24 protein-coding genes and 1 riboswitch are annotated in these 26,980 nt (G+C 68.9%); of the genes, 13 read left to right on the top strand and 11 right to left on the bottom strand.

All coding sequences use genetic code 11. The features are described 5' to 3' along the window. The first annotated feature begins 8 nt into the window (after positions 1-8). On the top strand, positions 9-1,139 hold the full coding sequence (locus ACILRB_RS05985) for a calcium:proton antiporter (RefSeq protein ID WP_395665381.1): 1,131 nt from the start codon (positions 9-11) through the stop codon (positions 1,137-1,139). 43 nt (positions 1,140-1,182) lie between these two features. Here ACILRB_RS05985 and ACILRB_RS05980 read toward each other — a convergent pair whose 3' ends face one another. The 4 genes from ACILRB_RS05980 to ACILRB_RS05965 form a co-directional block, all read right to left on the bottom strand. Then, a complete protein-coding gene (locus tag ACILRB_RS05980) occupies positions 1,183-2,130 on the bottom strand; it encodes a hypothetical protein (protein WP_395665380.1) in 948 nt (315 codons plus the stop codon). A 146-nt stretch (positions 2,131-2,276) separates the two neighbouring features. Then, positions 2,277-3,344: a hypothetical protein gene (locus ACILRB_RS05975; protein WP_395665379.1), complete on the bottom strand. Its 1,068-nt coding sequence runs from the start codon at positions 3,342-3,344 to the stop codon at positions 2,277-2,279. A gap of 387 nt (positions 3,345-3,731) precedes the next feature. Then, the gene (locus ACILRB_RS05970; RefSeq protein ID WP_395665378.1) at positions 3,732-4,688 is read right to left on the bottom strand and encodes a DUF6384 family protein; all 957 of its coding nucleotides are present in this window, start codon (positions 4,686-4,688) and stop codon (positions 3,732-3,734) included. Beyond that, the gene (locus ACILRB_RS05965) at positions 4,681-5,859 is read right to left on the bottom strand and encodes a cell surface protein (protein ID WP_395665377.1); all 1,179 of its coding nucleotides are present in this window, start codon (positions 5,857-5,859) and stop codon (positions 4,681-4,683) included. Before ACILRB_RS05965 ends, ACILRB_RS05970 begins: the two co-directional genes overlap by 8 nt. A 305-nt stretch (positions 5,860-6,164) precedes the next feature. Here ACILRB_RS05965 and ACILRB_RS05960 point away from each other — a divergent pair, with 305 nt between their 5' ends. The 4 genes from ACILRB_RS05960 (at position 6,165) to ACILRB_RS05945 (ending at position 10,576) form a co-directional block, all read left to right on the top strand. Next, positions 6,165-7,406: an aminotransferase class I/II-fold pyridoxal phosphate-dependent enzyme gene (locus tag ACILRB_RS05960; protein ID WP_395665376.1), complete on the top strand. Its 1,242-nt coding sequence runs from the start codon at positions 6,165-6,167 to the stop codon at positions 7,404-7,406. A 100-nt stretch (positions 7,407-7,506) separates the two neighbouring features. Beyond that, a complete protein-coding gene (locus ACILRB_RS05955; protein WP_395665375.1) occupies positions 7,507-8,679 on the top strand; it encodes a hypothetical protein in 1,173 nt (390 codons plus the stop codon). A 207-nt stretch (positions 8,680-8,886) separates the two neighbouring features. After that, positions 8,887-9,918, top strand: a complete 1,032-nt coding sequence (locus ACILRB_RS05950) for a fatty acid desaturase (RefSeq protein ID WP_395665374.1) — start codon at positions 8,887-8,889, stop codon at positions 9,916-9,918. Between the two features lie 124 nt (positions 9,919-10,042). Beyond that, a complete protein-coding gene (locus ACILRB_RS05945) occupies positions 10,043-10,576 on the top strand; it encodes a DUF3280 domain-containing protein (protein WP_395665373.1) in 534 nt (177 codons plus the stop codon). 10 nt (positions 10,577-10,586) lie between these two features. Here ACILRB_RS05945 and ACILRB_RS05940 read toward each other — a convergent pair whose 3' ends face one another. After that, positions 10,587-11,354: a glycerophosphodiester phosphodiesterase family protein gene (locus ACILRB_RS05940; RefSeq protein WP_395665372.1), complete on the bottom strand. Its 768-nt coding sequence runs from the start codon at positions 11,352-11,354 to the stop codon at positions 10,587-10,589. A gap of 282 nt (positions 11,355-11,636) precedes the next feature. Then, positions 11,637-12,110, bottom strand: coding sequence for a RidA family protein (locus ACILRB_RS05935; protein WP_395665371.1), 474 nt, complete (start codon positions 12,108-12,110; stop codon positions 11,637-11,639). 563 nt (positions 12,111-12,673) lie between these two features. Between ACILRB_RS05935 and ACILRB_RS05930 the strand changes: the two genes are divergently transcribed. From ACILRB_RS05930 to ACILRB_RS05915, 4 genes are all read left to right on the top strand, one after another. Continuing rightward, complete coding sequence (locus ACILRB_RS05930) at positions 12,674-13,564, top strand: cell envelope integrity EipB family protein (RefSeq protein WP_395665370.1); 891 nt, start codon at positions 12,674-12,676, stop codon at positions 13,562-13,564. Between the two features lie 206 nt (positions 13,565-13,770). Next, positions 13,771-14,535 (top strand): 5'/3'-nucleotidase SurE, encoded by a 765-nt coding sequence (gene surE, locus ACILRB_RS05925; RefSeq protein ID WP_395665369.1) that lies wholly within the window; start codon positions 13,771-13,773, stop codon positions 14,533-14,535. After that, positions 14,532-15,182: a protein-L-isoaspartate O-methyltransferase gene (locus ACILRB_RS05920; RefSeq protein WP_395665368.1), complete on the top strand. Its 651-nt coding sequence runs from the start codon at positions 14,532-14,534 to the stop codon at positions 15,180-15,182. The genes surE and ACILRB_RS05920 overlap by 4 nt, the downstream gene beginning before the upstream one ends. A gap of 191 nt (positions 15,183-15,373) precedes the next feature. Next, positions 15,374-16,756, top strand: a complete 1,383-nt coding sequence (locus ACILRB_RS05915; RefSeq protein WP_395665367.1) for a peptidoglycan DD-metalloendopeptidase family protein — start codon at positions 15,374-15,376, stop codon at positions 16,754-16,756. A 67-nt stretch (positions 16,757-16,823) separates the two neighbouring features. Here the strand turns inward: ACILRB_RS05915 and ACILRB_RS05910 are convergent, their stop codons facing one another. Continuing rightward, positions 16,824-17,630 (bottom strand): adenosylcobinamide-GDP ribazoletransferase, encoded by an 807-nt coding sequence (locus ACILRB_RS05910; protein ID WP_395665366.1) that lies wholly within the window; start codon positions 17,628-17,630, stop codon positions 16,824-16,826. Between the two features lie 20 nt (positions 17,631-17,650). Continuing rightward, positions 17,651-17,974 carry an antibiotic biosynthesis monooxygenase family protein gene (locus tag ACILRB_RS05905; protein ID WP_395665365.1) on the bottom strand — a complete coding sequence of 108 codons (324 nt, stop codon included), beginning with the start codon at positions 17,972-17,974 and terminating at the stop codon, positions 17,651-17,653. Positions 17,975-18,151: 177 nt separating this feature from the next. Between ACILRB_RS05905 and ACILRB_RS05900 the strand changes: the two genes are divergently transcribed. After that, complete coding sequence (locus tag ACILRB_RS05900) at positions 18,152-18,394, top strand: hypothetical protein (RefSeq protein WP_395665364.1); 243 nt, start codon at positions 18,152-18,154, stop codon at positions 18,392-18,394. A gap of 19 nt (positions 18,395-18,413) precedes the next feature. On the opposite strand, the gene ACILRB_RS05895 is transcribed toward ACILRB_RS05900, so the two are convergent. Continuing rightward, on the bottom strand, positions 18,414-19,451 hold the full coding sequence (locus ACILRB_RS05895) for a histone deacetylase family protein (RefSeq protein ID WP_395665363.1): 1,038 nt from the start codon (positions 19,449-19,451) through the stop codon (positions 18,414-18,416). Between the two features lie 193 nt (positions 19,452-19,644). Continuing rightward, positions 19,645-19,837, top strand: a riboswitch (cobalamin riboswitch). Between the two features lie 104 nt (positions 19,838-19,941). Here ACILRB_RS05895 and ACILRB_RS05890 point away from each other — a divergent pair. The 3 genes from ACILRB_RS05890 (at position 19,942) to ACILRB_RS05880 (ending at position 23,773) form a co-directional block, all read left to right on the top strand. After that, a complete protein-coding gene (locus tag ACILRB_RS05890; protein ID WP_395665362.1) occupies positions 19,942-21,942 on the top strand; it encodes a TonB-dependent receptor plug domain-containing protein in 2,001 nt (666 codons plus the stop codon). 35 nt (positions 21,943-21,977) lie between these two features. Then, a complete protein-coding gene (locus tag ACILRB_RS05885; protein ID WP_395665361.1) occupies positions 21,978-22,556 on the top strand; it encodes a hypothetical protein in 579 nt (192 codons plus the stop codon). Positions 22,557-22,738: 182 nt separating this feature from the next. Continuing rightward, positions 22,739-23,773 (top strand): aspartate-semialdehyde dehydrogenase, encoded by a 1,035-nt coding sequence (locus tag ACILRB_RS05880; protein ID WP_395665415.1) that lies wholly within the window; start codon positions 22,739-22,741, stop codon positions 23,771-23,773. A 71-nt stretch (positions 23,774-23,844) separates the two neighbouring features. Here ACILRB_RS05880 and ACILRB_RS05875 read toward each other — a convergent pair whose 3' ends face one another. Together ACILRB_RS05875 and ACILRB_RS05870 are read right to left on the bottom strand one after the other, a co-directional pair. Next, on the bottom strand, positions 23,845-24,459 hold the full coding sequence (locus tag ACILRB_RS05875; RefSeq protein WP_395665360.1) for an HAD-IA family hydrolase: 615 nt from the start codon (positions 24,457-24,459) through the stop codon (positions 23,845-23,847). Between the two features lie 45 nt (positions 24,460-24,504). Next, positions 24,505-26,844: an Orn/Lys/Arg decarboxylase N-terminal domain-containing protein gene (locus ACILRB_RS05870; RefSeq protein ID WP_395665359.1), complete on the bottom strand. Its 2,340-nt coding sequence runs from the start codon at positions 26,842-26,844 to the stop codon at positions 24,505-24,507. Positions 26,845-26,980 lie beyond the last annotated feature (136 nt).

Genomic DNA, 26,980 nt, shown 5'->3' with positions numbered 1-26,980 from the left:
AGATCGACATGAACGCCTCTCCGGCCGGCGCGGCGGCGCGTCCGCTCTGGCGGACCGAATGGATGTTCGGCTTCGCCGCCGCGACCTGCGCCCTGTTCTGGGCGAAGGGCGACGTCCTGTTTGCGGCGCTCGGCCGGCCTGACGCGCTCGTCGGCGTCTTTTTATGGCTGTTTGCGGCGATCGTCGGTTCGGCCTTCAGCGCGGCGCGCCACGCCGAGCGCCTCGCCGAGAAATTCGGCGAGCCCTATGGCACGCTGATCCTGACGCTGGCCGTGACCTTCATCGAGGTCATGAGCATCTCCGCCGTGATGCTGCACGGCGACCCCAACCCGACGCTCGTGCGCGACACGCTGCTCGCCGTGGTCATGATCAACCTCAACGGCCTCGTCGGGCTGTCGCTGCTGATCGGCGGGCTGCGGCACAAGGAGCAGCACTATAATCTGCAAGGCGCCAACGCCTATCTCGGCGTGATCCTGCCGCTCGCCGTGCTCTGCGTCGTCCTGCCCGACTTCACCCATACGACGCCGGGCCCGACCTATTCGACGGCGCAGCGCTTCGCCCTCGCCGCCGTCTGCGTCGGCCTTTATTGCGTGTTCCTCGCCATCCAGACCGGGCGCCACCGCAGCTTCTTCGTGCTCGCCGACGAGCCGGGCGCGCCCGTTCACGCCACGGCGCCGGAAGCCGGGCGCTCGACGCGCGTCCATTTCGCCCTGCTCGTCGCCTATCTCGCGCCGGTCGTCTATCTCGCCGAGCAGATGGCCCGTCCGGTCGATTACGTGATCGAGACGCTCGGCCAGCCGACCGTCATCGGCGGCGTCGTCATCGCGCTTCTGGTGATCTCGCCCGAAGGGCTCAGCGCCGCGCGCGCGGCCCATGCGAACCATCTGCAGCGCTCGATCAACGTCATCTTCGGCTCGGCGCTGTCCTCGATCGGCCTCACCGTGCCGATCATGATCGTGCTGGTTTACGTCCTCAACCTGCCGATGGCGCTTGGCGTCGAGGGCGCCGACCTGATCCTGCTCGTGCTGACGCTCGCGCTGTCGATCGTCACCTTCTCGAGCGGGCGCACCAACGCGCTGCAGGGCCTTTCGCATCTCATTTTGTTCGTCGTCTTCCTTCTGCTCATCGTCCAGGACTGACGGGCGCGGGCGTGAAGCCGCAAGGCGGCGGCGAAAGACCGTTTCAGTCTGACCGGCCTTCGCCTGAGCGCCCCTCCGGCCCGATCCAGACCCGGTCCGACTTGGGGTCGAAGATCGTCGTCCCGAAGGTCTTGAGGAAGGACGCGCCGAGCTGCGCCGCCGGCATGGACATCAGCGCGATGCCGCCGCAGCCGTTCGGCCGCTTGACGATGACGGTGAAGTCGTCGACGCGGCGCACGAGCGCGCCCGTCTCGGTCTCGATCAGGAGCGGGCGGCCGCGCACCTTGTAGACCCTGCGGCTCTCGCGTCCGCTGCAGGTCGCGACCCAGATGTCGCGCCCGCGCTCCAGCGTCGCGCCGGAGCGCTCAAGCTCGTCGAAGAAGGGTTCGTTGACGTCGACGCTGTGCGGCTCGAGCGCGTCGTCATAGCCCGTGTCGATCTGGGCGAAGGCGCGCAGGCCGCCGATGCTGACGAACACCACCGGCACGTTCGGACGCCCGCGCGTGGTGCGCCCGATGTCGGCTGAAAAGAAGCCGTCCTGCGAGATCGGCGTGAAGCCCTTCGCCCTGAGCTTCGCCGCGTCGCATGGCTTCACGCCGATGTGAACGCCCGACTCCGAAAACTGCGTCGTGAGCAGGGACAGAAAATCGGTGCCAAGGACGCCGAACTGGCCGCCCGGGGGCTCGCGCGACATGCGGTAGCGCCGCAACGCGAACGAGCCGTGTGAAAAGCCCGGCAGGTCGACTTCGGCGATCATCGGCGAATAGGCGTGCGGAAACTCGGCCGCCGAGAGCGAACTGCGCGTCGCGCCATAATCGACGAGCAGGGCGCCGTTCGTCCCGCCGACGGCGAGTCGGATATGGGTCGCGGGGCCGTGTCCGGTCGAGTGCGCCACATAGCGGCGCCCTTCGCAGAGCGCCTCGTCGGCGCGGGGCGCGGGGCGCATGACCGCCTCAAGACGCGCCTCATGGGTTCGGAACATGATGGTCAAGGCCGCGAACATCCCTAGAGCAAGCCCCGGAAGGAGCAGGGTTCGCGCCAAACTCACGGTTCAGGCTCCAGGTTGCGTCGGGCGCTTCAGTTTCCCGTATTTTCTCGGCCTTTCCGAGAGTTTTCAACAGGATCCGCACAGGGCGGTCAGAATCCGCCGCCGGTGCGAAACCCGTCGCCGCCGCCCCACGGGCCCTGGTCGGCCGGCGGGCCGGCGCCCGGGCCCGCCCAGCCGTCGAAGCCGCCCGGGTCCGGCCAGCGCTCGCCCGCGCCCGGAAAATTGAATCCGCCGCCGCCGCCAAAGCTCGAATCGGCGCGCCGGTCGCGCTCCTGATACCCCTGCTGGAACACCTGGCCGAGCACGGCGCCGGTGATCGCGCCTTTCAAGAAGCCGCCGAGCGCGTCGGCGATGGCGCCCTCGTTCGAGAAACGCCCCATCGGGTTGTCATAGCCGCGGCGGCGGAAACCGGCGCGCTGCGCCTCGATCTCATGGCGCCGCCGCGCGAGCGCCCGCGCCCTGCCGACGAGCTCAAGATGGGCGCGTTCGGCGGCGGCGAGCGTCTTGTCGCCGGCCTCGATCCGCCGCACCAGCGCGTCGTCGGCGGCGGACATGGTCATCGCCGCCTTGCGGTAGAGCTCGGCGACCGAGGCGCGCGAATCGGCGTCGGCGACAAGACGCACCGCCTCGGCTTCGGCCTCCTGCGCGCGCGCGGCGAGCGCCTTGTCCTGCTCGGCGTCGAGCTTCGCCAGAACGGCGTCGGCCCCGGAAAGGCGGCGGTCCGTGTCGGCGAGCCCGGCCTGCGCGCGCCGCGCCTCGTCGATCAGGGGGCCGAGGCCCGCGGCCTCAAGGCCCGCCTTCTCGACGCCGGCGAGCTGCTCGCGCGCCTGCGCCAGCAGCTGCTTCTGGCGTTCGGCGTGCTCGCGCAGGCGCGGCGGAATCTCGTTCAGAAGCTGGTAGTTGGCGCGCGCCGCGTCATAGCCGATGAAGCGCGCGACCTTGCCGTCGAAAAAGCGCGCGAGGCTCCCCGCGCGATAGGCCGACGTCCCGAAGCCGCGGCGGAACAGATAGATGAACAGCGGGTCGTCCTCATAGGGCTTGCCCTTTTCGGCGCGGTCGGCCTCGGCCGAAGCGGCCTTGCGTTCGGCCGCCTCCAGCGTGCGCTGGGTCTGTTCGAGCCTCTCCCTGGCGGCGATCCAGGGGCCCGAGGCGCGCACGCCGGCCTCGACGCCGGCCTGCTTCTCCTCCAGCGCGGCGAGGCTGCGCCCGGCCGTCTCGGCCCTGGCGCGGCGCTCGGCCTCGGCCGCGCGCGCGGCTTCGCCGGCGCGATGCGCCGGCGCAGGTCGTCGAGCGCGGCGCTGCGTTCGAGAAGCTTCAGGGCGCGCGCCTCGGCCGAGGCATAGTCAAAGGTGACGCCCTCGCGGCGCAAAGCGTCGAGCCGCGCGCCGGCGAGTTCGCGCAACAGGCCGGCGCGCGCCTCGCGCAGCCGGACGAGCTCGGCCTCGGCGGCGGCGAGCTCCGCCTTGCCGCGGTCTTCTTCGGCGCGCGCCGCCGCCGTCGCCTGCTCGACCTGCCAAAGGGCCTGCTGGCCGGTGATCATCGTTTCACCATTGCGTTATGGCGGCGCCGGAGACCGGCGCGCTCCAGTCGATCTCAAGGGCGCCGCGCTTCTTCTCGCCAAGCTTGCGGTTCTCGACGATGCCGTCGTCGGCCTTGTCGGCGGCGACCCTGTCATAGAGCGGCTTGTCGACGCGCAGGCCCCATTTCGTGACCGTGCTGACTTTTCCGTCCTCCTCGCTGGTCACGGCGCGCGGGATCGGCCGACCGTCCGGCCCGATCGCCTCGACGATCAGATAATAATTGCGCGCGTTGGGGTTGCGCTCGGGGATGCGGAAGATCCCGCTGCGCTCGCCCGGGCGCGAGACGACCATGACGTCAAAGCTCCGCCGCAGCTCCTGCGCCAGCGCCGCGAGGTTTTTTTGCGCGGCCCGGGCGCCCTCGACGTCGCCCTTGGCGAGCGCGCGCTTGCCGTCGCCCAGAAGCTCGTCGGCCTTGGCCCGGCCGGCGACGTCCCTGGCCTCGGCGAAGGCTTCGGCGTGGGCGCTTTCGAGCGCCTTCGGCAGAACGGCCGCAAGCTCGATGCGCGCGCGCTCGGCCTCGATCCGGGCCGGCCGCTCGATGAAGACATAATAGCCCGCGAGCGCCGCGAAGAAGAGGCCGGCGACGGCGGCGAGCCAGCCGGCGATTTTGCCGCGCGCGATCCACAGCAGCGCGAGGCTGCGGGCGAGGCCGGGCTTTCTCGGCGTGTAGACGAAGCGGCTGTTCTTCAGCGCCTTGACGCCCTCGGCGATGGTTTCGTCCGAGACCTCGATGCCCTGTTCGCGATAGATGCGCCGCAGCCGCGCCGTGAGCTCGGCCTCGCGGCCGTCCTCGTCGAGCTCGCGCGCGACGAAGGCCTCCTGCCGGCGCAGCGTGTCGACGACGTCCATGGCGAGCATGACGTCGTCGATCCTGACGCCGCGCAGGGCGGCGCCCGCCGGCGCCGCGGCGGCCTCAGCCATCGACGCCGAGCGCCCGGCCTTCCGACACGAGCCGCGCGAGGCGGCGGTTGCCGGCTTCGACCGCGTCGCGGATCTCGGTCGAGTTCTTGGTCGCCATGTCACGCATCTCGTCGACGATTTCGAGCGCGCGTTCCTGATAGGAGACCACGCTGTCGACAAGCTTCTTCACGGCGTCGGCGCGCACCGTCGGGCCGTAGCCCGCGCGCAGCGCCGCCTCCTGCACCGAGACGCCGACCTCGGACAGGGTTTCGAGCGATTTCGAGACGCCCTCCTTCATGGCGTCGAGGGTGGCGGTCGATTCATGCAGGCCGAACAGGCCGGTGAAGGAGGCCTTCAGCGCCGTCAGCACGCTCTCGTTGGTCGAGAAGAAGCTGACCGACTGGGCGTAGACGCGCTCCTTGGCGTGGGTCGTCTGCATCAGCCGCGCCATCACCACTTCCGAGGTGTTGTAGCTGATGGTCAGATTGTCGGCGAGGTCCTTGGCGATCTGGTAGCGCTTCTCCTCGTCCTGCACCCGGTTCATGTGGGCGTCGCGGGTCATCTCGAGATTGGCGCGCTCGGCCGGGGCCGAGCCTGAAAAGCCGGCGACGGCGTCCGCCGCGGTCTTGAGCCCGGCCTTGGCGGCCTCGAGCGCCGCTTGGGCCTTCTCCTGCACTTCGAGCGCCATCACCTCGGCCTGCTTGAGGGCGCCGCGGAATTCGCGATAGGCCTCGAGGATGCGGCTTTCGCGCCGGATCTGGTCGTTGGTGGCGGCGGCCACTTCGAGATAGGTCTCGCGGATCTTGTCGAAGCGGCCGGCGACGTCGCCGCGCGACACCTTCATCCAGACGTTGTTGACGCGCTCGAACAGGTCGATCTTGCCGTCGTCGAGCTGGTCGACCATGGTTTTCGCGTCGTCGCGGATCGAATCGAAGCTTTTCGCGATGTCCTGGTAGCGCTGGCCGATCGACATGGCCGAGGTCTCGTTGCGCACCACCTCGTTGAACACCGAGGCCTCGCCGAGCGTCTTGGCGATCAGCGCGATGCGGTCGGGGTCGAGGTCCGAGATCTTTTCGAGCAGGGCGTTGATCGGCGCGGGCTCGACCTTCGCGGGCAGGAGGCCGAGGTCGCGCAGCGCGTCATTGGCCCGGTCGAGATATTGCATCGGCGTGCGCACGACGACGTCGGTCATGGACGATCCTCCCAAATCGGCGGCGCGGAGCCTGGTCCATCCTCGCCGCCCGCAAGCTTTACGGCAAAACGCCCGTCCCCGGAAGCGGCCGGGAGCCGGCGATGTTACGTTTTGTAATCGGAATTGACAGCCGTTTTAACCATTTGAAAAATGGAGCCTTATCAAGGTAGGCGGCGAGGGGGGCGGCGCTTCGTCCTTTTCGGCTATCGCGCCGCGGCTTCGGCGATGCTATTGCTCGGCTCGAACGCTGCGCAGGCCCGGGGCCGTGCGGATTCTACTCCTACATCATTGGACAGCCGGCTTAAGTGAGCAAGTTCAACAGTCTTGAAGACCACGCCACGCGGCGCTTCCGCCTCGCCGGCAAGGCTTATCTCGACAATGGCGATCCTTTCTTCGCTCCTATCGACAGCCTGCGCAGGGAAGCCGCGGAAGACGGCCGCCGCTTCGTCAGCTTCGCCAACTACGACTATCTCGGCCTTTCGACCCATCCGGCCGTCAAGGCCGCGGCGGCGGCGGCGCTCGAGACGCTCGGCGTCGGCGCGCTCGCCTCGCGGCTCGTCGGCGGACAACGCTCGACCCATCGGGCGCTCGAGCAGGACATCGCCAAATTCCTCGGCGCCGACTCCGCGCTCGCGCTCGTCTCCGGCTACCTCGCCAATGTGACGACCATTTCACATCTTCTCGGCACGCGCGACGCGCTGTTCATCGACGAGCTGTCGCACAACAGCATCGTCAGCGGCGCCAAGAGCGCCGTCGCCGAGACGGTGACCTTCCGCCACAACGACTTCGACCATCTCGACTTCCTGCTGAGCGAGCGGCGCGACCGCTACCGCAACGTGATGATCGTGGTCGAGAGCCTCTACAGCATGGACGGCGACGTCGCCGACCTCAACCGCCTGATCGAGCTCAAGGAGCGCCACAACGCCTGGCTGATGGTCGACGAAGCGCATTCCGTCGGCGTGCTCGGCGAGACCGGGCGCGGCCTGTGCGAATACGCCGGCGTCGACCCGGCCCGCGTCGACCTCATCGTCGGCACGCTGTCGAAGTCCTTCGCCTCCTGCGGCGGCTTCGTCGCGGGCAAGACGGCGGTGATCGACTGGATGCGCTACACGCTGCCGGGCTTCGTCTATTCGGTCGGCCTCTCGCCCGTCATCTGCGCCGCCGCCTCGACCGCGCTCCGGCTGATGCAGGACGAGGTCTGGCGCGTCGGAAAGCTGCGCGAGAACGCCGAGCTGTTCATGACGCTCGCCCATGAGGCGGGGCTCGACACGGGGCCGGCGATCGGCCGCGGCGTGGTGCCGATCCTGTTCTCCGACAGCTTCGAGACGCTCGCCGCCTCCCAGCACCTGATGGAGAACGGCTATTACGTGCCGCCGATCATCCAGATCGGCGTGCCGAAGGACCAGCCGCGCCTGCGCTTCTTCATTTCGGCCGCCCATACGAAAGACGAGATCAGGGGCGTGATCGACACGCTCGCCGCCTGTCCGGCCACGGCCGGCGCCGAACTCGCGGCGGCGCTCGCGGCGGCCGGCGCGGCCGCGCCCTGAGGCCGGCGGGCGTCAACGCCCCGCTTCGACGGGATCTGACAAGGCGCGGCCGGAGGCGGACGCGCCTTTTCGCATGACGCGCGCATCACGGGACGAGACAGTGGACGCAAGACCCCACGCCGCCGCGACGGCCAGACTCGACGTCGTGCCTGTCGACGGCCTGAAGCGCTTCATGGCCTTCTGCCGCCTGCCGCGCCAGATCTACGCCGGCCGGCCGGGCTTCGCGCCCTCGCTCGACGCCGAGCGCTGGACCCTGTTCGGCTCGAAGCTCAATCCGCATTTCCGCCAGGTCGAGCATCAGGCCTTTCTCGCGCTGCGCGACGGCGCGCCGGCGGGACGCATCCTGGCGCAGGTCTACAAGCCCGGCCAGCCGGACCCGGTCGGCGCCTCGCGCGCGCAGTTCGGCTGCCTCGACGCCGTCGACGACGAGGCGGTCGTCGCGGCGCTGACCCACAGCGCCGAGCGCTGGCTCGCGGCGCGCGGCGCGACGAAGACGCATGGGCCGTTCTCGCCCTCGGTCTGGGGCGAGGCCGGGCTGCTCGTCGAGGGCTTCGAGACGCGCCCGATGATTTTCTCGCCCTGGAACCCGCCCTATCTCGGGCCGATGCTGGAGCGGCTCGGCTATGTCAAGGCGCGCGACCTCGTCTCCTACAGCTATCGCGTGACCGACAAGGACCGCGAGTCGAAGCCGGTCATCGTCAACCGGCCCGAATGGCGCGACCGGCTGAAGATCCGCAACTTCGACATGAAGAACCTCAAGTCCGAGGCGAAGATCATCGTCGACCTGTTCAACGACGCCTGGGCCGAGAACTGGGGCTTCGTCCCCTTCACGGTCGAGGAGTTCATGTCGAGCGCCGACGCGCTGCGCTTCATCATGCCGCCCGAAGGCGGCTTCATGATCGAGCTCGACGGCGCGCCCGTGTCCTTCGCCATCGTGCTGCCCAACCTCCATGAGATCACGGCCGACCTTGGCGGGCGGCTCGCGCCGTTCAACCTGCCGCGGCTGCTCGCGCGCATGCGCCGCCATCGCTTCGTCTCGGGGCGGCTGCTGCTGTTTGGCCTGCGCCGCGCGCTGCAGCGAAAGGCTGCGGGCGGCGCCGTCATCCTCGCCTTCATCGAGGAGATCCGCCGCCGCAGCTCCGGCAGCGCCTACGCCGAAGTGGAGTTCGGCTGGGTGCTCGAGGACAATGTCGGCATGCGCCGGCCGATCGAGCTCGCCGGCGGCAAGCTCGACAAGGTTCATCGCATCTATGAAAAAGAGTTGAACGGCTGACCGGCGGCGTTCCGCCAAAGCTTCGCATCTGTGTCGAAGGGCGGCGCAACCGCCCGCCTTTAGAAGAATTCAAGCATCGCCCGATCACGCGGGCCGGCCTTAAAGTAAAACGCCGTAGCTTGAATTGATCGCCGATCTGCGCTGGATCAGATCGACATGAAGCGGATCGCCGTAAATCTGCGCGTGGTCCATCTTCAGGAGAGAAGAATGAATCTGCATGTGACAGATTTCAGCGCCGGCGACGCGCGGGACGCCGCGCCCGACGGCTTCCTCAAGACGCGCGAGCCGCGCCCGCATCCGATCCGCCGCCGCGCCATTCTCGCGGCCCACCCCGAGGTCAAGGCGCTGATCGGCCACGACCCGTTCACGGCGCTCGTCACCGCCTGCGTCGTCGCCGGCCAGATCGCGATCGCGGCGACGATGGGCCTGCTCGGCCTCTCCTACTGGTGGCTCGCGGTCCTCGTGGCGATCTTCGTCGGCGCCTTCGCCAACCACGCCATGTTCGTCGTCATCCACGACGCCTGCCACAACGCCATTTTCGCGCGGCCGGTGTGGAACAAATGGGTCGGCATCCTGGCCGACCTGCCGAACGGCGCGCCGACCGCCATGGGCTTCCGCTATTATCACATCAAGCATCATTCCCATCTCGGCGACTATGATTATGACGCCGACCTGCCAAGCCATTGGGAGGCGCGGACCTTCGGCCGCAGCGCGCTCGGCAAGGCCGCCTGGATGTTCTTCTTCGCGCCCTTCCAGCTCGCGCGGCTCGGGCGCCTGCGCGCCACCGTGCCGATGTGGGGCCGCTGGACCTATGTCAACGCCGCCTGCGTCATCGCCTTCGACATTCTGATGGTCGCGCTGTTTGGCCCCAACGCGCTCGTCTATCTGCTCGCCTCCTTCTGGTTCTCGATCGGCGGGCTGCATCCGCTTGGCGCGCGCTGGGTGCAGGAGCATTTCACCCATGACCCGGCGCAGGAGACCTTCGATTATTACGGGCCGCTGAACCGGCTCGCGCTCAACATCGGTTATCACAACGAGCATCACGACTTTCCGGACGTGCCGTGGCGCCGCCTGCCGGCGCTCAAGCGCATGGCGCCCGAGTTCTACGACCATCTGAAATATCATCGCTCCTGGACGGCGCTGCTCCTGAAATTCATCTTCGACCCGTCCTATACGCTCTATACCCGCGTCGACCGCAGCGCCGCGAACCGCCCGGCCGAAGCCGCCCGGGAGGGCTAGGGGGCGCCCTCTCGCCCGGCGCGCAGGCGGCTCAAAACGGCGCGAGAAACGGCCCGCCCGCTTGAAACCGGCGGGCGCGCGCGCCATTTCGCTGAAGGCTGAAACGACGCGCCGGGGAAGAGATATGAAGAGGCCGAGCATCGTCGTCGCGGGGTTTTGGGCCCTGATCGTCTGCGCCGGCGCAGCCCATGCGCAGGTCGACGAGACGCCATGCCTCGCAATCTTTCCGGTCGAGCTCTGGGACACGAGCGGGACGGTCGCGCCGCCGCACGGCGTCGTCGAGGCGGAGCGGCTCGGCCGCGCGACGGAAAGCCTCGCCCGCACGCTCGAGGCGGAAGGCGTCGGTCGGCCGGTCGATCTCGCCATGTTCGACCACAAGATCGCGGCCGCCGAGCCCTTCTACAAATGCGAAGGCTGCTACCTGCCGATCGCGCGCGAGGCCGGCGCCCGGTTCGCGGTGGTCTCGACCATCCACAAGGCCTCGAGCCTGATCTCGACGCTCGACGTCGCCATCGTCGACGTCGCCAGCGGCAAGGTTCTGGCCGAGGGCGTGAGCCAGTTCCGCGGCGACGGCGCCGAGGCGACCGAACGCTCGATCAACTTTCTCGTCAAAAGCCGGCTTCTGACCGACAGCGCCCGCGCCGCGCTCGCCCATTGAGCCGCGCCGCTCAGGGCGCAAACCCCTCGAACACGATCTGGGCGGAGGCCGCTTCGGCGCGCGCGCGGTCATGGGCGTCGCGCACGGTCCAGGTCATCACCGCGAGCCCCAGCGCCTGCGCGCAGAGCGTCGGCGCGGCGTGCGGCAGGTCCTTCACGTTGAAGGACAGGAAATCGGGCCGCGCCTCGGCGAAATCGGCCAGGGCGGCGAGAAGCCGCCGCTGGCGCGGCGTGAGCTCGGGCCAGTCCTCGGCCTCATAGGCCGCCTGCGCCACGAGCCCGAGCGGCCGGGTCGCGCGGCGGGCGCGCAAAAAGGCGAGGACGAGCGGATCGAAGCTTTTCAGCGCCGCCGGCCCGTCATAGGCCGACAGCGCTTCGAGCACGCGGGCGGCGAGGCGAAAATCTCCGTCGAAGCGGCTCTTGATCTCGATGACGAGCGGCGCGCGCCCGGCGACCGCCGCGAGAAAAGCCGGCAGCGAGGGAATGCGCGCCGCCGCGTCGTCGCGCAGCGGCAGCGCTTCGAGCTCGCGCAGCGAAAAATGGCCGACCTTGCCCGTCGCCTGAGTCAGGCGGTCGAGGCGGTCGTCGTGAAACACGACCGCCTCGCCGTCGCGCGTCAGCTCGACGTCGCATTCGATCGCGTAATTTCTGGCGATCGCCGCCTGCGCCGCGCGGATCGTGTTCTCGACGACGCCTTTTTCGGCCCCATGCAGCCCGCGATGGGCGATCGGGCGCGCCGTGAGCCAGAACGGCGCATGCGGGTCGAAGCGCGGCTTCATCTTCGGCTCCCGGGACGGGCGCGAGGGGCGGGCAGGCGGACAAGGACGGAGCGCGGAGCGCCCCGCCGCGGCCTGGGGCGGGTTGCGGCCGGATCGCATCGGAGCCGGTCGACGAGGCTACGCCCGACGTCGTGAAGCTGGCGCGACGTCTTGACGGCGTCGTTAGCGCATTTTCAGTAAAAGTTGCAGACTTTTACGTTAAGAAAACACGTAAAGACAAGATGTTGGAACGCGTTGACGACGCGATGACCGCCGCACGCGCTCTGGCGACGAAGACGCTGTTCAGCTCAGGATTTCGAACAGGGCCTCGACCTCGACCGCGCTGTTCAGCGGCAGCTCGGCGACGCCGACCGTCGAGCGCGCATGGCGGCCGGCTTCGCCCAGGGCTTCGACCATGAAATCCGAGGCGCCGTTCATGACGCCGGGCAGGGCGGTGAAGCCCGGCGCGGCGTTCATGAAGCCGCCGAGCCGCACGCAGCGGACGATCCGGTCAAGATCGCCGAGCGCCGCCTTCGCCTGGGCCAGCACATTGACGACGCAGAGCCGCGCCGCGGCCTTGCCGGCCTCGGGCGAGACCGCGCCGCCGAGCTTGCCCTCGTGTTCGGGCGCGAGTCGGCCGTCGGGCCCGAAAGGCAGCTGGCCCGAAATCACCAGCGAGGCGCCGGAGACGACGAAGGGCAGGTAATTTGCGACCGGCGTCGCCGGCGTCGGCAGGACGACCCCGAGCGCCTTGAGTTTTTCTTCCGTTCTGCTCATGGCTGACCTTTGATTGAAATGCTGGCGTGAAGGCGCGCGTCACGAACGGACACGCGTCATGGAGCGGCCCGCGGCCGCGGCGAAGGCGCGCGCAAGCGCTGCGCAAGGCATGTCCTTTAGACAGGGTGCGTCTTTCGGGCGCGGCATGCGGACTTTCATCTGCACCATGGGCCTGAGCCCGAAGGGGCGAAGCTGGCGGAAGCGGGTAAAATTTAAGGTAAAATTAGGCTGATTCGTCAACACTCGCCATCCAGTCGCGCAAACGCCAGCATAGGTTGGAACCGTTTGAGAAATAACGCGCCGCGACAGGCGTGGGAGGCAGACGGCGCGCCGTCTGGTCACAGGCTCGCCGCAATCTGGTCTAAACTCAGGCCTGCTCCGCGCGTCCAGTAGATTGCGGATGCGTGAAATAAATCTTAACTTGGCCCGGCTGGCGTCTTCGCGTCCGGGTTGGAACACGCGCCGCGCACACGCCGGCGGAAGCCGATCCCCCGCCGCGCGCGGATCGTCAAAAGCAGATTGTCGAAACATGCGCCGCCACGCGGGCGGGAGGGAAACCAGCCATGCAGCTTCTGCGCGCCCGCCTGTCGTCCTTTGGAGCCGTGGCCTGCGTCGTCGGCCTCTGCGCCGGCGCCGTCGCGGCTGAAGCGGCGAAATCCGGCCCCGTCCGCATGGGCCGGCTCGACGGGCGTCCCGGCGCCGACGTGGTCCTCGCGCCGCATCGGGCGGTCTATGACCTCACGCTCGCGAAATCGGTCGGCGCAAAAAGCCCGACCGCCGCGCACGGCCGCATCGCCTTCGATTTCGGCGGCTCCGCCTGCGACGGCTATGTCCAGAATTTCCGCCAGATGACCGAGCTCCAGCCCGCCGAAGGGCCGACCCGCGTCTCCGACATGCAGTCCTCGACCTTCGAGGACGCCGACGGGCGGACCTTCGACTTCAAGATGCGCACCCGCGTCGACAACGAGCCCGCCGACACCGTCGACGGCAAGGCGACGAAGGCGGCGGGCGCCGGGCCGGTTCGCGTCAGCCTGGCCAAGCCGCGCCGTGGCACCCTTGAGCTCGGCGAAGACGTCGTCTTCCCGACCGAGCATCTGAAGCGCATCATCGCCGCCGCCGAAGCCGGGGAGAACCTTGTCGAGCTCAAGGTGTTCGACGGCTCCGACACCGGCGAAAAACTGTTCGAGACGACAGCCTACATCGGCCGCCCCACCACCGCCCCGCCCGAAGAAAAGGCGGCGCAGATTCCCGAGCTCGAGGGGCTGACGCGCTGGCCCGTCTCGATCAGCTATTTCGAGACCGGCAAGAAGGACGAAGGCCCGAGCTACGTCCTCGCCTTCGATCTCTACCAGAACGGCGTTTCGCGCGCGCTGAAGCTCGACTATGGCGATTTTGTCCTCGCCGGCGCGCTGTCGAGCCTCGAGATTTCGAGCGCGCCGCCCTGCGGCCATTGACGCGCCGGCTCCGGCCCGCGGCCCAGTTTCTCCTTACCAGTTTCTCCTTACATGCCGGCCCCGCCTGACGGGCGTCCCGCTCGGCGAACCCTGCCTGCGGCGCATCGCCGCGTCGCCCGCCGCCGCCTGCGGCGTCCGCGTTTGACGCTCCAGACGCGCTCCTCTACACGAAACACGTCGTCCTGAACGACGGGGGGAGCGGCCGCTTGCGCATTCTGGTGACGAACGACGACGGCATCCATGCGCCGGGCCTCGGCGTTCTCGAGGAGATCGCGGCGCGCCTGTCCGACGACGTCTATGTCGTCGCCCCCGAAAGCGACCAGTCGGGCGTCGCCCATTCGCTCTCCCTCAACGACCCGCTGCGGCTGCGCCAGATCAGCGAGCGCCGCTTCGCCGTCAAGGGCACCCCGACCGACTGCGTCATCATGGGCGCGCGGCGCATCCTCGCCGACGCGCCGCCCGACGTCATCCTGTCGGGCGTCAACAGCGGCCAGAACGTCGCCGAGGACGTGATCTATTCGGGCACCGTCGCCGGCGCCATGGAGGGCGCGGTGCTGGGCCTGCCCGCGATCGCCCTGTCGCAGGCCTATGCGCGCGGCGCGCGCGACGCGATTCCGTGGGACTGCGCGAGGGTCCACGCGCCGGCGCTGATCCGCAGGATTCTGGCGGCGGGCGTGCCCAAGAACACGCTCGTCAACGTCAATTTCCCGGCCTGTCGCCCCGATGAGGCCCGCGGCGTCGCGGTGGCGGCGCAGGGCCGGCGCGGCTATTTCGTCAACATCGACGCCCGCCATGACGGGCGCGGCAACCCCTATTACTGGATCGCCTTCGACCGGCGCCGCTCCGAGCCCGAGCAGGGCGCAGACCTTGAAGCGATCTCGCAGAACCGCATCGCCGTGACGCCGCTGCGCATCGACCTCACCGACGCGCCGACGCTGACGCGCTACGCCCAGGAGCTGATGGACGATTGACGGACGCCGCCGCCGGCCGCGCCGCCTTTCTGCTCGAGCTGCGCGCCCGCGGCATCCAGGACGTGCGCGTGCTGCGCGCGCTTGAAAGCGTCCCGCGCGAAGCCTTCACGCCGCACCGCTACCAGGATCTCGCGCGCCGGCACCTCGCCCTGCCGCTGCGCTGCGGCCAGACCTTGCCCGAGCCCTGGCTGACGGCGCGCATGATCGAGGCGCTGTCGCTGTCGCCCGAGCATCGCGCGCTCGAGATCGGCACGGGCTCGGGCTACGCCGCGGCGCTGATGGCGCGGCTTTCGGCCCGCGTCCTGACCATCGAGCGCTTCCAGACGCTCGCGGTCGAGGCGGCGGCGCGGCTGCGCGAGCAGGGCGCGGCCAATGTGCGCGTGCTGTGGGACGACGGCCTCGTCGCCGGGCCGCTCGCCGGGCCTTTCGACCGCATCCTCGTCGAGGGCGCGCTCGCCGAGCCGCCCGACGCGCTCGTGGCGGCGCTCGCGCCGGACGGCGTGATGGTGATGGCCCGGCCCGAGCGCGGAGCGCCGCTGCGGCGGCGCATCGTGCGCCTGACGCGGGGCGCCGGCGGCCTCGACATGACGTCGATCTGTCCCTGCCGGCTGCAGCCGATCGTGCCCGGACGCTCGCGCCTCCTGTGATTTCGGCCCAAGCCTGAAGTCCGGCGAAGCGAACCTGAGCCCGGCGAAGCAAAAAGGCGTCGTCGCGCGCGGCTTTCCGTCGCGACGCTTAATGTTTCTCCCTTTTTGTTGAAGCGCCGTTCACCTTAAACCCGTCCTTAACCGCCCCGACCTTTAATGCCGCCATAGCTTCCGCGTCGGTGGGTTCCGTCATGAGTCATTTTGCTTCGGTGGTTTGCTCGCGCTTCGCATTGCGGCTTGCGCTGATCGGGGCGTCTGCCGGAGCGCTCGCGGGCTGCGCGGGTTCGGAACGTCTCTCCGACCCGTTCAGCAATCCGTTCCAGACGTCGCAGGCGACCGATCCCGCGCCGACCTCGAGCATCGCGCCGGCCCCGCAGATTTCGGCGCCGGTGACGCCGGTGCAGGCGCGCCCGCTCGGAAGTCCCGTCGCCGCGCCGCTCGCGCCCGCCGCGCCTCGCCCCGCCGTCGCCTCCGTCGCCACGCCCAGAACCCCCGCCGCGCCCGGCTGGACCGCCGCCGGAGGCACGCCGATCTCGGTTCAGCCCGGCGAGACGGCGGAAACCATCGCGCGGCGCTATGGCGTGCCGGCCGACGCGCTGGTCAAGGCCAACGGCTTTTCCTCGGCGGCGCAGGTCCAGCCCGGCTCGCGCCTCGTGATCCCGGTCTATAACGCCGCCGGCGCCGCGGTGGCGCAGGCCGCGCCGCAGCATTTCGCCGAAGCGGCGCAGAAGGCCGGGCGCGCCGCCGCGCCGCTGCCCGCCGCCCATGTCGTGGCCGCGAAGCCCATGGCGACGGTCGGCCGCGCCACGACGCTCGTCGCCGAGGCGCCGAAAAAGCTCGGCGAGACGGCGAAGGCCGCCGGCAGGCCGGTCGCCGAGGCCCAGAGCCTTGGCCGGACGACGGTTCAGGCCAAAAATGAGGCGCTCGCCAGGACGGATGTCGCCAAAGCCGACGCGCTGAAGGCCGACGCCGCGAAAAAGCTCGCCCTCGCGAAGACCGAAACCGCCGCCGCCAAGGCCGAGCTCGCCAGGGCGCAGGCCGACAAGGCCGCCGCGACGAAGCTCGAAACCGCCAAGGTCCAGCCCAAGGTCGAGACGGCGAAAGCCGAGCGCGTCAAGACCGAGCCGGTCAAGCTCGCCAAGGCCGAGGCCGCCCCGGAAACCAGGGCCGAGGAGCCCGAGGAGACGGGCGCCAAATCCGCCGGCGGCCCGGAATTCCGCTGGCCGGCGCGCGGGCGCATCATCCAGAACTTCAAGCCGGGCGGCAATGAGGGCATCAACATCGCCGTGCCCGAAGGCACCTCGGTCAAGGCGGCGGAGGAGGGCGTCGTCGCCTACGCCGGCAGCGAGCTCAAGGGCTATGGCAATCTCGTGCTGATCCGCCACCCGAACGGCTTCGTCTCGGCCTACGCCAACAACAGCGACATCGAGGTCAAGCGCGGCGACACGGTCAAGCGCGGGCAGGTCATCGCCCGTTCCGGCCAGAGCGGCAACGTCGCCTCGCCGCAGCTTCATTTCGAGCTGCGCAAGGGCGCGACGCCGGTCGATCCGACGCAATATCTCGCGGGGCTCTGAGCCCCCGCCGGCGGCCAGCCTTGATCCTGAATGAACGCCGGAAAGAGTCTTTCCGGCGTTTTTCGTTTCAGGGACGCGCGCAGAAGGCGACGAGCGTGGCGATCTCGGCCAGTTGCTGCGTCGCGCCGGCGACGTCGCCGGTATGGCCGCCGAGCCTGCGCCGGGCGAGCGCGCAGGCGCAGGCGACCGCGGCGACGACGAGACCGAGAGCGAGCGCCGCCTGCGCCAGAGGCGCGCCGAATGCGAGGGGCAGGGCGCAGGCGAGCGCCCCGAGCGCCGCCGCCGCGGCGACGTTTCTAGGCGTCGGCCGTCCGGCCGAATGGGCGAGGCCGCGGTCGCGCGCCGGCGGCAGAAGGGCCAGCGGGGCGAGGCCCGCCCCGCGCGAGAGCGCGCCGGCCGCGACGAGCACGGCGGCGGCGAGGCCCGCGTCGCGTTCGGCGAGCGTCGCCGCCGCGGCGACGCGCAGGATGAGCGAAAGTCCGAGCGCAAGCGCGCCATAAGAGCCGACGCGGCTGTCTGACATGATCTCGAGCCGGCGCTCGCGCGTCGACCCGCCGAAGCTGTCGGCGCAGTCGGCGAGCCCGTCCTCATGCAGGCCGCCTGTCGCCGCGGCGAGGGTGGCGACGGCGAGCGCGGCCGCGAGCGTCGGCCCGAGCCCGAGCCCGAGCCCGGCGAGAAGCGTCGTCGCGCCGAGCGCGCCGACCGTGGCGCCGGCGAGCGGCAGCAGGCGCAGCGCCCGGGCGTAGCTCCACAGATCGGCCCCATCCGCGCGCTCGAAGGCGAACACGGGGATCGGCAGGATGGTCGCAAAGCGCAGCGAGGCGAGCGTGTCGCTGACGCCGCTCAGCAGCGCGCGCCGAAGCCGGCTGAGCACCGGCCGGCGGCGCTGCGCCCTCAGGCCGAAACCTTCTCCAGCGACTGCACGACGTTGAAGCCCTCGAATTCGGGGCGCCCGAGCGTCAGCGGCTTGCGCTCGCCGGCCTGGGCGTGGGCGGCGCGAAACGCTTCGGACTTCGTCCAGTCGACAAAGTCCTGCTCGCTCGCAAACAGCGTGTGGGAGGCGTAAAGAACATGATCCTCGCGCTCCGGGCCGCGCAGGAGACGGAAGGCGATGAAGCCCGGCACTTCGTTGAGGTGCGAATCGCGGGTCAGCCAGACGTTTTCGAAGGCGGCGGTTTCGTCCTTCAGCACCTTGAAACGGTTCATGGCGATAAACATGGCGCAGGTCTCCTGGAAAGATCGTCGATCAGCGCTCATAACGCATTTGCGCGCGGCGCGCATGGCCCTGCCGGCCTGCGCGCGCCGTGCTAGAGTGGGACGGACCCTGAGGCGCCGGCGGGACGTAAGCGCGGCGCGGACCGCCGTCGCGAGCGGCGCGGACGAGGTTTCAGCGTCATGCCCGACCATGTGAAATTCCTGCTGCGCCACGCGCTGATCGGCGTCGCCATCGGGCTTGCGGTGGTGCTCGTGCTGGTCGTCGCCGACGTCGCGCGTCTGCGCACGCTGATCTCGACCTCGTCGCAGCGCTGGCTGTGGATGTTCATCCTGTGCGCGTCCTTCTGCTTCACCTTCGGCGGGCTGCAGATGGCCATGGCGGTGATGCTGATGCCGCAGGGCGACCCCGAGGACGACGAATAGGGCGCGGCCCGCCCCGCCCTCAACCCGCCTGCATCAGAGCCCCGACATGGGCGGCGCTGGCGCGCTCCAGCGCGTCGAGGCTGTAGCCGCCTTCGAGGAAGGACACGATCCGCCCGTGGCAGAGCCGGTCGGCCGCGTCGAGGAGCTTCATCGTGATCCAGGCGAAATCCTCCTCGCGCAGGCGCAGGTCGCCGAGCGGATCGGCGAAATGTCCGTCAAAGCCCGCCGAAATGAGGATCAGGTCCGGCCGGAAGACGTCGAGCGCGGGCAGGATGCGCGCCGCCATCGCCTCCCGGAAACGGTCGCCGCCGTCGCCCGCGCGCAGCGGCGCGTTGACGATATTGCCGACGCCGGTCTCCGAGACTTCGCCCGTATAGGGAAACAGCGGCATCTGATGCGTCGAGCCGAAGAAGACGTCGCGGTCCTCCCAGAAGATCTGCTGCGTGCCATTGCCATGGTGCACGTCGAAATCGACGATGGCGACGCGGCCGACGCCATGGCGCTTGCGCGCATAGAGCGCGGCGCAGGCGACGTTGTTGAACAGGCAGAAGCCCATGACGCGGCCGCGCTCGGCGTGATGGCCGGGCGGGCGCACGGCGAGAAAGGCGTTGACCGTCTCGCGCGCGGGGTCGAACAGCCGGTCGACGGCGAGGAGCCCGGCGCCGACGGCGCGATAGGCGGCCTCGAAGGAGCCGGTCGAAACTGACGTGTCGCCGTCGAAGGCGTAGGGAAATTCGCCGGCCCCCGCCACCGCCTTGACGCGCAAAAGATGCTCGGGGCCATGGGCGCGCAGGATCGCCGCCTCGACGTCGTCGCGCAGCGGAGCCTCGGCGCGGCATAGGCCGTCGAAGGCCGGGGCCGCGAGCGCCGCCTCGACGCAGGAGACGCGTTCGGGCCGCTCGGGATGGCCGACGCCCGGCTTGTGTTCGAGAAAGGCGGGATGGGTGACGAACAGCGTCTTCACCGGCGTTCTCCCTGCGGCGTCCTCCAACCCGGGCGGCCGGGCCGCGACGAACGCGCCGGCGAGGCCGAGCCGCAGAAAGGAGCGCCTGTTCATTTTTCGTCGCCGGCCCGTTCGATCGAGCTTCGGTGCGCCGCCTTGCGCGGCGGCGTCAATCTAGCCCTGCCGCCGGGGACTTGTCACGGCTTGATGACGGTGCGCGCAAGGCCTGCGCTGTGCCCGCGGCGCCACGCTTGCGCGCGTCTTTGCGGCGCGCCGCCGCGGCCGCGTTGACGCTTCCGTGAAGCTCCGCCATCATCCGTTCGATGGTTCCCGTCAAGGGATCAAAAGGGAACGCGGTGCGGGCCTTGCGCTCAATTCCGCGGCTGCCCCCGCAACTGTAAGCGGCGAGCGACGCGCCAGGACGCCACTGGGAAACCGGGAAGGCGGCGCGAAGCGACGACCCGCGAGCCAGGAGACCTGCCATCGACCGTGGTCACGCGCGGGCGCGTCGGGCGGGGTGCCCCGGCGGAGACAGGCGCACGCCCGCAAGGGCGCCGCGCCGGCCTTGGCTCGCAGTGACGCGCAACCACGTCGCCGCAGGCCCATGACCCGTCTTTCCCTGTTTTCGCCGGCCGCGCGCCGGCGCCTCCTGTTATCTTCCCTCTCCCTTCTTGCCCTGGGCTCCGCCGCCGCCGCGCAAGGCGTCTCGCCGGACGCCGACGCGCAGGCGCTCGCCCGGCAGGACGCGGCGCCCGCGGCCGCGCAGCCGGCCGAACTGCCGGAGATCCTGGTCGTCGGCGCGACGCGCGTGCCGACGCCCAAAGGCGATCTCGGCACCAGCGTGTCGGTCGTGACCTCCGAAGAGATCGAGGCGCGCCAGCAGCGGCTCCTGCCGGATTCCCTGCGCGACCTGCCAGGCCTCAACGTGGCGCAGACTGGCGGGCCCGGCGGCCAGACCTCGGTGTTCATCCGCGGCACGAATTCGAATCACACCAAGGTGCTGATCGACGGCATGGACGTGAGCGACCCGTCGACGCCGAACGGCTCGTTCGATTTCGCCCATGTGCTCAATTTCGACGTCTCGCAGATCGAAGTGCTGCGCGGGCCGCAGAGCGGCATTTACGGCTCGGACGCGATCGGCGGCGTCGTCAACATCATCACCGATCCGGGCGAGGGCCCGATGAAGGCCAAGGTCACCGCGGAGGCCGGATCCTTCGGCCTGTTCAACCAGTTCGGCCGCGTGTCGGGCTCGACCGACCGCATCAGCTATTTCCTGGGCTACGGCCATTTCTACTCGAACGACGTCGAGGTGACGCCGCAAAACCTCGTGCCGCCCGGGCGCGGGATCAATCCGAACATCTATGACAACAGCACCTTCTCGGTCAGGCTCGGCGCGAAGCTCACGGAGATCTTCGACGTCGGTCTCGTCGGGCGCTACACCAATGCGACTCTCTGGTCGACGAGCGACGATTTCGTCGGCCCGCAAAGCATGCTGACCGGCAGCTTCACCAACCAGAACTTCAGCCGCGTCTTCGTCCACGCCTCCCTGCTCGACGGGCGCTTCGACAATACGGTCGGCGTCTCCTATGTCGATTACGCGCGCAACGTCATGGACCCGAATTTCGATCCGATTTCGCGCAACCTGTACAGCGGCTCGCGCGTGAAGGTCGATTATCTCGGCCGGTTCAACGTGATCGAGGGGCAGACGCTGATCTTCGGCGCCGAACGCGAATCCAATCGCGTCTCGAACAGCAGTCCGCTGTGGGCGGCGAACGGCGACACCGCCGGCTATGTCACGCTGCAATCCGATTTCGGCGGCCGCCTGTTCAACGCCGCCAGCGTGCGCTACGACGCCAACGACCAGTTCGGCGGCCGCGCCACCTTCCGCGTCGCGCCGGCGCTGCTGTTTCCCGAAACCGGCACGAAGCTCAAGGCGAGCGTCGGCACGGGCTTCAAGGCGCCGTCGCTCGACCAGCTCTACAATAATTATCCGGCGTTCAATTTCTACGGCAACCCGGATCTCGGCCCCGAGACCAGCGTCGGCTGGGACGCCGGCGTCGAGCAGACGCTGCTGCCGGGCCGCATCTCCTTCGGCGCGACCTATTTCAACAACGACATCAAAAATCTCATCGACTTTAACAGCACCTTCACGTCCTATGTGAACGTCGGCCAGGCGCGCACCCAGGGCCTCGAAAGCTTCATGAGCCTTTCGCCCTTCGACGGCTTCAGCGTGGTCGCCAACTACACCTATACGGTGGCGATCAACGAGGACGACGATCTGTTCCTGCTGCGCCGCCCGCGCGACAAGGTCAGCCTGACGGCGACGCTGCAGGCGACCGAGCGGCTGCTCCTGACCGCCAACCTGCTTTACGTGGGCCCGTGGCGCGACGTGAACCGCTCGGGAAGCGAGAGCTATATCTTGACGCCCGGCTATACGCTGCTCAACTTCACGGGCGCCTATGATTTCGGCCATGGGCTGACGGCGTTCGGGCGCATCGAGAACGCGCTCAACCTGCGCTACCAGAACCCGCTGGGGTTTCAGGCGCCGGGCCTTGGCGTTTTCGGAGGCGTGAGGTTCGCCTTCGGCCAGAATGGTCTATTATGAGAGCCGAACCAGCATCTTCGCGAGGAATCCCCATCATGCCGCTTTCCGTCGAACATTCGGCCGACTGGCGTCGTCCGATCTGGATCGGGACGCTCGTCGCGGCGAGCGTCGCCTTCAGCCTCGGCTTCGCCTGCGCCGCGCCCTTCGCCGCCTTCGCGGCGCTCGCCGCGCTGACCATGCCGGCGCGGCCCGCGCTGGCGCTCATCGGCCTCGTCTGGTTCGCCAACCAGGCGGTCGGCTTCCTCATCCTGCATTATCCGGCCGACTCCATCGGCTGGGGCCTCGCCATCGGCGTCGGCGCCGTGGGCGGCGCCTTCGCCGCGCGGGCGGCCGCGCGCGCGCTCCCGGCGCCCGAGCCGTTGCGCTACGCGCTCGCCTTTCTCGCGGCCTTCGCGGTCTATGAGGCCGCGCTGCTGGCCATGGCCATCGCCACGGGCGGCGGCCACGGCGCTTTTACCGCCGAGATCATGGGGCAGGTCTTCGCGATCAACGCGGCCGCCTTCCTTGGCCTGCTCGCGCTCAACCGGACCGGCGAGGCGCTTGGCCTCGTCATCCGCCCGGACGCCGCGGCCGCCATGCTTGGGCGCGGCGGAAGCGTCGCGCCGCGCGCCTGAGCGCGTCGTCCCGCGCCTCGACGCGTCTTGCGGCGCTTCGCAAAACCTTGAAAGTTTTGCGGAGCATGCCTATTGCGTAAGACGCGCGGACCGCCTGCGGGCGCCGCGCATGCGCCGTTCCAGCTTTTGCGCCGGAGCGGCCTGACGCGCACGGCGGCCGCAGCCGCATGGAGACGATCAAGATGGGTTTCAGGGTCGCCGTCGTCGGCGCGACGGGAAACGTCGGCCGCGAGATGCTCGACATTCTGGCCGAGCGCCGCTTTCCGGTCGACGAGGTGATCGCGCTCGCCTCCTCGCGCTCGATCGGGACGGAAGTCTCTTTCGGCGACAAGGTCCTGAAATGCAAGGTGCTCGACAATTACGACTTCAGCGGCGTCGACATCTGCCTGATGTCGGCCGGCGGCTCGGTCTCGACCGAATTCTCGCCGCGCATCGGCGCGCAGAACTGCGTCGTGATCGATAATTCCTCGGCCTGGCGCTATGACGCGGACGTGCCGCTGATCGTGCCCGAGGTCAACGCCGACGCGATCGCGGGCTTCGGCAGGAAGAACATCATCGCCAACCCGAACTGCTCGACGGCGCAGCTCGTCGTCGCGCTGAAGCCGCTGCACGACCGGGCGAAGATCCGTCGCGTCGTGGTCTCGACCTATCAGTCGGTCTCGGGCGCCGGCAAGGAGGCGATGGACGAGCTGTTCGCCCAGACCCGCGCCGTCTTCGTGTCCGATCCGGTCGAATCGAAGAAGTTCCCCAAGCGCATGGCCTTCAACGTCATTCCCCAGATCGACGTGTTCATGGAGGACGGTTCGACCAAGGAGGAATGGAAGATGATGGTCGAGGTGAAGAAGATCCTCGACCCCAAGATCAGGCTCGCCGCCACCTGCGTGCGCGTGCCGGTGTTCATCGGCCATTCGGAGGCGGTCAACATCGAGTTCGAGCAGCCGATCACCGCCGACGAGGCGCGGGACATCCTGCGCGAGGCGCCGGGCTGCCTCGTGATCGACAAGCGCGAGCCGGGCGGCTATGTCACGCCGCATGAGGCGGCGGGCGAGGACGCGACCTATATTTCGCGCATCCGCGAGGACCCGACCGTCGAGAACGGCCTGCAGCTCTGGTGCGTCTCCGACAATCTGCGCAAGGGCGCGGCGCTCAACGCCGTGCAGATCGCCGAGACGCTCGTCAACCGCAAGCTGATCGCGCCGAAGCGGGCGGCGGCCTGAGCGGCCTCCGCCGGTCTGAAACGTCCGGACAGTCTGAAAACTGCGGGGCGCGGCCGGAAGCCGCGCCTTTTTCACGCGTCGACGGCGACGCCGAATTCGGCGACGGCCGCCTCCAATGCGGCGCGGTCGGTGAAGGTCACGGCCTTCATGCCGAGCGCCGCCGCCGCCGCCGTATTGTCGGCGCGGTCGTCGACGAACACGCAGTCCTGCGGCGCGAGGCCTTCAAGCTCCAGCACCTTGCGGAAGGCCGCCGCATGCGGCTTCACGAGCCCGAGCTCATAGGAGAGGTAAACCGCGTCGACCGCGCCAAAGGCCGGATAGCGCGCGCGGATATGCTCGATATGCGCGGCGTTGGTGTTCGAGAAGATCGACACGCGGTAGCGCGTCTTGAGCGCGCCTAGCAAATCCTCCATGTCGGGCTCGGCGCTGAAATGGCAGCTCCACAGGTCGAGGAACGGCGCAAAGCCCTGCGAAAAGCCGTGTTCCGCGACAAGGCGCGCGTGCAGCTCGGGCACGCCGAGCGCGCCCGTGCCGATCGCCTCGTCCTCGAGCGCGCGGATCAGCGCGGCGCGCCCCCCTGCGGGGTCCGGGCAGCAGGCGGCGAGCCGGTCATAGAGCAGGGCGTTGTCATGGCGCACGAGGACGCCGCCGAGGTCGAAGATGAAGGCTTTGACAGGTGTGTGCATGGCCAAAGCCTAGCTTTTTCGCGCGACGGTTTGAAGGGCTGAGGCCTATTCGCGCGCGACATAGGTGAAGAAGCGGATCGTCCCGTCGGCCGCCCGCTCGCGGTAGAGGCCCTGGATCTCAGCCTCGAAGCCCGGAAAGAGATTGGCCGAGCGCTCGAACATTTTCAGATAGGCGAGGGCGGGCGAATCGGCGGAAATGCGCTCGCCCGGAACGACGCTGGCGATGCCCGGCGGGTAGACCACGAACAGGGTGGTCGCGATCCGGCCGGCGATCTCGTCGAGCGGCAGATAATCGACCCTGTTGCGCGTCAGCGCCCGCGTCGCCTCGATCGGCGTCAGGACCGGCGTCGGCAGGCGGGCGGGCTCGAACATCGCCTTCTGCAGCTTGCTGACGCCGCAGGCGCGGTAGAAGGCGTGCATCTCGGCGCAGAGGTCGCGCAGCCGCAGGCCGGCATAGCGCGCCGGCCGGGCGCGCACGAATTCGGGAAAGACGTCCTCGAGCCGGGCGTTGTCGTCATGCAGCTTCTTGAAGGCGACGAGGGCGCCGAGCAGCGTCCAGGCCTTGCTCGATTCGACGCCCGGCGTGAGCAAAAAGAGCAGCGAGTTGAGGTCGTTCTTTTCGGCGACGATGCGGTTCTCGCGCAGATATTGGGCGACGACCGGCGCCGGAATCCCATGCGCCTGATAGTCGCCCGAGGCGTCGTCGAAGCCCGGCGTCAGGATGGTCAGCTTGTTCGGGTCGGTGATGGCGAAATCGGGCTCGACATGGGCGAAGCCGTGCCAGCGGGCGCCGGGCGCGAAGGCCCAGAGGCGCGCGTCGCCGACGAGCGTGTCGGTGGCGAGCTCCTCCCAGGCGATCTCGCCCTCGCCGCCCGGGGCCGGCACGCGGTCCGGCGTGAAGGCGTCGAAGAACCATTTGCGCGCCGGGTCGACCTCCTTCTCGATGAACTCGCGGCGCACCGCGCGCAGCTTCTTGCGCAATTCGACGCCGAGCCGGATCGTGTCGTCCCACAACACCACGCCCGAGCGGCCCTTCATCATCTGCGCGCCGACGTCGAGCGAGGCGAACAGCGGGTAGAAGGGCGAGGTCGAGGCGTAGAGCAAAAAAGCCTCGTTGAGGCGGCGGTGTCCGACGCGCCGGTCCTGGCCCTTGATATGCTCGTCCTTCACATGGATCTGCGAGGCCTGCGAGAAGCTCGCGAGCTGCTTGTGGGTCGATTGCGTGGCGAGGATCCCGGGCGAGGCCGGCCCGAGATCGGAAAGGTCCATGGCGAAACGGCCGCGGTAGAGCGGGTGGAATTTCATGAAGCCGGCCCAGGCTTCGTCGAAAAGAATGTAATCGCACAGATGGCCGATGCGGCGCAGGATCTGACGCGCGTCATAGATCGTGCCGTCATAGGTGCACTGCTCGATCACGGCGACGCGGAAGGGGCGTTCGCGCCGCCAGGCTTCGGGGTCCCTGACGAGCGGGTTGAGGCGGATCTTTTCGCGCAGGCGCGTTTCGTCGAGCGCCTCGGCGTAGATCGGGCCGATCAGGCCATAGGCGTTGCGGTCGGTCTCGAGATAGATCGGCACGCCGCCGGCGAGCGCCAGCGCGCCCTGGTGGGCGGCCTTGTGGTTGTTGCGGTCGAACAATACAAGGTCGCCTTCGGCGACGAGCGCGGAGAGCGCGATCTTGTTCGAGGTCGAGGTGCCGTTCAGCACGAAATAGGTTTTCTCGGCGCCGAAGATCGCGGCCGCCTCCTTTTGCGCGCGCAGCGCCGGGCCTTCGTGGGTCAGAAGATCGCCGAGCTCCAGCACGGAATTGTCGAGGTCGTCGCGGAACACGGCCTCGCCGAGATGCTCGACGAAAATGCGCCCGATCGGGCTGCGGCTGTAGAACACGCCGCCATTGTGGCCGGGGCAGGTCCACAGCTGGTTGCCTTCCTCGGCGTAGTCGACGAGCGCGCCGAAGAACGGCGTCTTCAGCGTGTCGGCGTATTGCTTGAGCCGGCTGACGAGGTTGCGGGCGATGAACTCCGGCGTCTCTTCGGCAAGGAACACATAGCCGTCGATGAAGTCGAGCACTTCGACCGGAATGTCCTCGAACTGCTTGCGCCGCACCAGAATGACGATCGGCATGTCAAGGCCGCGCCGGCGCATGAGGTTGATCAGCGAGGCGGTCTTGCCCTCAAAGCCCTTCTTGCCCCAGTCGATCACCATGCAGCCGATCGCGGCGTCGGTCTGCACGGCGAGCTCCGCGTCCTCGATGCGCCGCGCGCGCACGACCTCGATGCCGAGCCGCTCGACCGCGGCCACGATCTGCTGCACGCGCAGCCCTTCGAGGTCTTTCTCGTCGAAGGCCGGCGCGCAGACGAGAAAGGTGAAGCGCCGATAAAAATCCATGTCGCCCTCCGCTGGCGCCTGTTACGCCCGCCCCGCTTCTTAGCAGAGGTCAGGCCGTGGCGGCAGGACGAAAAACGGGGCGAAAGGCGTTATAAAACTGTCACAAGTCGGATGCGGCGGCGGTCGTTCCGCCCTG

It is taken from the genome of Methylocella sp. (assembly GCF_044226135.1).
Classification (GTDB): domain Bacteria; phylum Pseudomonadota; class Alphaproteobacteria; order Rhizobiales; family Beijerinckiaceae; genus Methylocapsa.
Note: the sequence above shows the minus strand (reverse complement) of the source record. Positions and strands in the feature narration are given on the sequence as shown.